Annotated in this window: 5 protein-coding genes; 2 read left to right on the top strand and 3 right to left on the bottom strand. The window is 44.1% G+C overall.

The window, feature by feature from the left end:
• Positions 1–309: 309 nt before the first annotated feature.
• The 3 genes from V7K31_RS13030 to V7K31_RS13020 form a co-directional block, all read right to left on the bottom strand.
• Positions 310–1623: a Gfo/Idh/MocA family protein gene (locus V7K31_RS13030; protein ID WP_335094757.1), complete on the bottom strand. Its 1314-nt coding sequence runs from the start codon at positions 1621–1623 to the stop codon at positions 310–312.
• A gap of 29 nt (positions 1624–1652) precedes the next feature.
• Positions 1653–2309 (bottom strand): DUF4142 domain-containing protein, encoded by a 657-nt coding sequence (locus V7K31_RS13025; RefSeq protein ID WP_335094756.1) that lies wholly within the window; start codon positions 2307–2309, stop codon positions 1653–1655.
• Positions 2310–2603: 294 nt separating this feature from the next.
• Positions 2604–3674: an aldo/keto reductase gene (locus V7K31_RS13020; protein WP_335094755.1), complete on the bottom strand. Its 1071-nt coding sequence runs from the start codon at positions 3672–3674 to the stop codon at positions 2604–2606.
• Between the two features lie 205 nt (positions 3675–3879).
• On the opposite strand from V7K31_RS13020, the gene V7K31_RS13015 reads away from it, so the two are divergent.
• Together V7K31_RS13015 and V7K31_RS13010 are read left to right on the top strand one after the other, a co-directional pair.
• Complete coding sequence (locus tag V7K31_RS13015) at positions 3880–4119, top strand: hypothetical protein (protein ID WP_335094754.1); 240 nt, start codon at positions 3880–3882, stop codon at positions 4117–4119.
• Positions 4116–4409, top strand: coding sequence for a hypothetical protein (locus V7K31_RS13010; RefSeq protein ID WP_335094753.1), 294 nt, complete (start codon positions 4116–4118; stop codon positions 4407–4409). The genes V7K31_RS13015 and V7K31_RS13010 overlap by 4 nt, the downstream gene beginning before the upstream one ends.
• The last annotated feature ends 693 nt before the right edge of the window (positions 4410–5102 follow it).

Below are 5102 nucleotides of genomic sequence, written 5' to 3'. Positions count from 1 at the left end.
ATTAGTGAAATGAATCAATTTAAACCCTGTTATGCTTCTGGATAATTTCACTTAGTTACTACTTGCTAACGCCGGAGAGTGACAGAAGAGGGATAAGCAGAAGATTTCTGGTGGTTTTCGCTCCTTCGATTTTGCGGTTTCATTCGCTAATATCCGTTCCTTTCTTTCTACTGCTTCTAAGCAGGGTCTTAACTTACTGGAAGTTATTACTCAGGCGCTACTTGGTAATGTCTCTGTTTTTATCGCCTCAATTACTACTAGCTAAGCAGTTACAAATAAATTACATTATCCATCCCTGGGCATTTTTTATTAAAGCATTCTCGGAGCGGGGCCACGAGTGACATCCAATCCTGACACACGAGGTAGAGCGATCGCTTTGCCTGTTTGTGAAGCTTCGTAAATCAACGTTATCAGTTTTTGATCTTGCAAACCTTCTTCACCAGGGGTATGGGGTTGCTTATTCTGAATCACACAATCCGCCATGTGATCAATTTCTAAAGCGAACTGGTTCTTCTCGCTCATGCGAATTTCACTGACGTTTTCTGCCATGCTGTTGGTTGGTGATTTGCGCGAAATCATCATCCGCAAACCGTTGTAGGAGAACGCCGGATCGAGTTGTCCCCAAGCATCAGAGCCGAAGACGCGAAACCGCCGCGCTTCGTGAAAGCCGTAACTGCTGGAGCAAATCGCTAGTACTCCACTGGGAAACCGCAACTGAAAGGTAACGCTTTCTTCTACTTCTTTAAAGCGCGGATCGCCAGGAGTGCTGAAGATTTGGGCGCTAATTGCGATCGGTTCTTCTCCCGTCAAATAGCGAGTTGCATTCAAGCAATAAATTCCCACATCTGGTAAACAACCACCTCCAGCTAAAGCGCGTTTCAATCGCCACTGGTTTAAGTCACCCCCCTGGTTCTGTCCGTTGTCTGCCTGAATCACCTTCACAGTTCCCAATTCTTTGCTGCGAATCATCTGAATCATGGCGCGATGGTGCGGTTCATATTGGCAGCGATAAGCAATCATCAGCTTGCGATCGGCTTGTTTGCACGCGTCGATCATCTGCTGACAATCTTCCACTGTCGTTGCCATTGGCTTCTCACATAAAATATGCTTTCCGGCTTTAGCACCACGCACTGTATATTCTCGGTGCATACTGTTAGGCAATACGATGTAAATTACATCAATGTCTGGATTGTTGCGGAGATTGTCGTAATTCTGATAGTTGTAAACGTTCTGCGGTTTGATCCCATACTGCTGTGCAACTTGATTGGCTTTAGCAGTATCACCACTAACTAATGCAGTTGGCTTTGCTAGTTTACATTCTGCAAATGCAGGCATGATTTCTTCTAGTGAAAGTCTGCCAAGTCCGACGATCGCAAATCCCAAGCGTCGCTCTGGAGGCAATGCAGTCGGAGGACCACCCGTATCGACCTCAGTCTTTTCTGAGATCGGCGCGAACTTAATCTGAGGCGGTAACGAACCTCCGCGTGCGGTAGCTTGCCCAGTCGGTTGTTGAGCAGCAACTTTTTCGCCCATACTACCAAGTGCTGCGGTTGAAATAGCTCCTAATCCAGCAGTGGTTAGAATCTGACGACGAGAAAATTCTCCTTTAAACAATTCAGACATTGTGGTTTCTTAATGATGAAATTTTGGACTTAGGGGGTGCTGGTTGAAGTTGGCGTGCTAGTTGGCGCGCTAGTTGAAGATCCAGGATTAACAATAGAACGAACCTTTTCCAAGTGTTCTTGGAGGATTGGTAGTGCTTGAGCCGCAAATGCTTTCACGTCTGGATCTTGTCCTTGTTGAGCTTGACTTTGAAATGCCGCAACATCCTTTTCATGATCTTGAAGCATCTGATTTAGATATTGGCGATCGAAGTTAGTACCAGAAAGCTTAGATAAGCGTTGCTTGACTTGCTGATTTTTGCTGCCGATACTAGTTGGCAGTGTGACACCTTTTTGAGTCGCCAACTGTTTGAGTTGATTGTTGACTTGGGTGTGATCTTGAACCATGCGCTGTCCATACGCTTTTACTGCACTAGTAGCTCCCCGTTGTGATGCCAGTTGTCCTAATTGAACTTCTGCTAAACCACCAACAGCCGCTTCAGTTATGAACTGTTTGTCTGAAGAACTGAGGGTATTTTGCCCTGAAGTTGGAGAAGCTGCTGGTGATGGACTCTCAGTTGCTTGCACAGAGTTAGCAGGTGGAACTTCTGATGTATTCTGGTCATGGGGAGTAGTTAGTGTACAACCAGTTGCCACAGATAAGGCGATCGCTACTAAACCAGTAGAAAATGTTTGGAAGTTGGACATAATTAATGCTCTCCTTGGATCAACTTGGATATTAAAACGCCGAATTCTAGCGATCGCCTAGTTTGGTGCGATCACTGTTTGCATAAAAAACAGTTAAATATAGGATTAATATTAGGACTTACGCATTGACAGAAAAGCGAAAATACAGGTATAGTTTTCAAGGCTTCTGGCTAGGTTTTTCAATCATATTTTGGCGATTGCCAGCAATCAAAAGCGCCCTTCAAAAGCTTGAAACGACCTATTTACGTTAATACACAAGATGCTTCTTTTGTACAGTGCGTAAGTCCTAAATATTTACCCTAAATAAGCTGGATTCATCGCTGTACTATCATTTTGGGTTGTGGTCTTATATCGTTCATACTGACCTTTAGCTGCTGCCTCACGAGTCCGCGCTAACAGGGCTGTAACTTGTGCCTGATCCATTGGCTTAAACGTACGGACTGCCTCAAACGCCTGGTCTAAAATTTCCATACTATCGATGCCTGTAATTACAACTGATGTTGGCAAATTCATTGCATAATGTAGGCACTCGATCGCACTGACAGTATTGCTTCTAAGAATGTAAGACTCCCCGATGGATTTCATTCCCAACACACCAATATTGTTTTTCACTAACACAGGTAAAACTTGGTGTTCAAAACTTCTAAAATGGGCATCCATCACATTTAAAGGCATCTGTACAGTGTCAAAGCGGAAACCATTTTGTGCAGCAGTTTCTAACATCTGAAGATGAATCAGGGGATTCTTGTGTCCTGTGAAGCCGATATAGCGAATTTTGCCCGCCTTCTGCGCCTCAACAACTGCTTCCATTGCGCCGCCAGGAGCAAAGACGCGATCGGGGTCTTCAAAGCGCAGTATTTCATGATGCTGCATTAAATCAATGCGATCGACTTGCAAATCTTTGAGCGATTCATCAATTTGCATCTTGGCAGCACTTTTACTACGACCATCAATTTTTGTCATTAAGAAAACTTTTTCGCGATAACCATTTTTAAGAGCGTTTCCCATCCAACGATGGCTACGTCCATTGTGATAGTCCCAAGAGTTATCCATAAAGTTGATGCCGCGATCGATCGCATTGCGGATCAGCTTGATACTTTCTTGCTCTTCTTTAATACTTCCAATGTGAAACCCACCCAAGCCAATTACAGATACTTTTTCTCCGGTGCCTCCAAGGTTGCGATACAACATTTCGCCGCGTCGAGTTGAAGTGGCTGAATTTTGGGTTAGCAATTGAGTCTTTTCATCAACGGGTTCTGTTTGAGCGAGGATTGGTTGTAAAAATCCTTCCGAAACTGCAAGTCCTGCTGCTACTAATCCCGAAGCGGAAGCAGTTTTTAATAAGCTGCGTCTACTAATTTCCATAATTGTCTCCTCCAAGCAACAACAGGAATGAGCCGAATAGTAGCACGGCTGTTTGGCACAGAGAATCTAACTAAGGTGTGTTTTGAAACTTACTTCGTAAGATGCATTCACAATGCTGACCTTTTGTTTAAGTAGCAATTCCAAATTTTGACAACAGGTACAGTTTAGCTTGAGGATAAAGGAGTATTTCTTCAGGGGCATAAAAATGGAGCCGATGGCACTGAGTTTTGGGGTAATGCTGGGATTTCTCCAACGAGCGATGCCTGTGGCGGCCTGTTCGGTGTCGCACCCAAATTACAGGCAGACAACTATATATATAGATAAAGTTCTGTATCGTCATCTGTTACGATCGCTGGAAGACTCTGGTTTTGACGGTGATTTTTCAAAATGGGTAGAGCAGAAGATGAAGAGTGAGATTGAGAGTCAGGAGAAGCGATCGCAATGACGAATGACATCTCAGCCTATCCCCTCACCTGGGCGACTATCTACCCCAGAACAGCACAGTATAAGCGAGAAGCTGCACGTTTTGAAGTAAGTTTCTCAATTGCCCGTGACGATTTGCTTAATGAACTTAGGCTACTGGGTGCAAAAAATTTGGTCATGTCTAGCAATGTGCCGTTGCGACAGGATTGGCTACCTTACGCAAAGTACAAGGAACCTGATGATCCAGGCGTTGCGGTTTATTTCAAAATTAAACAGGACTTACGCAACTGGCACAGCGCGATCATTAACTAATAGTATTTGTGTACTATATGATAGTGGCGTGGGTAAGCAGTGCGTAGCTTGCCGCCGTTCGCGCCCAATGCCCAATGGCGAATTCTAATGTGGTCAAGCCAGCAATGGGAGTGAGTCATACTACAAGGTTCAAAATTTGTGGTGGAATTATTTCAATATTAAAAGCCAATGAATGTATAAGATTTGGGACACCCCCTCTTTAAATTTAAGTATTCAGTATATATTTAGGGGGGGGTGTTTCTCAATTGGTCTAAAAAATTCGCAACAAGTAAAAAGCGGTTTTTATAGTATATTTGTAGTATAAAATGGGGAATTTTGGCAGGTAAGCCAGAGAGTAAGGTCAGGAGACGCGGCAACGCTAACCATAGATTGACTCAAGGGAATTGCTCAACTTACTGCTAAAAATCCAATGGATGAGATTTTAGGAAAGGGAGAGGACGCGATCGCAATTTAGGAGAGGACGCGATCGCCTTTGAAGGTACGCGAGATTTTTTTATGGTGGGGAACCTGGGGAGAGGAGCGATCGCAAATCATAGATTGACTCAAGCGAATTGCTCAACTTACTGCTAAAAATCCAATGAATGAGATTTTAGGAAGGGGAGAGGACGCGATCGCCTTTGAAGGTACGCGAGATTTTTTTATGGTGGGGAACCTGGGGAGAGGAGCGATCGCAAATCATAGATTGACTCAAGC

It is taken from the genome of Nostoc sp. (assembly GCF_036917675.1).
Lineage (GTDB): Bacteria > Cyanobacteriota > Cyanobacteriia > Cyanobacteriales > Nostocaceae > Nostoc.
This window is presented reverse-complemented; position numbering and strand designations above follow the sequence as displayed.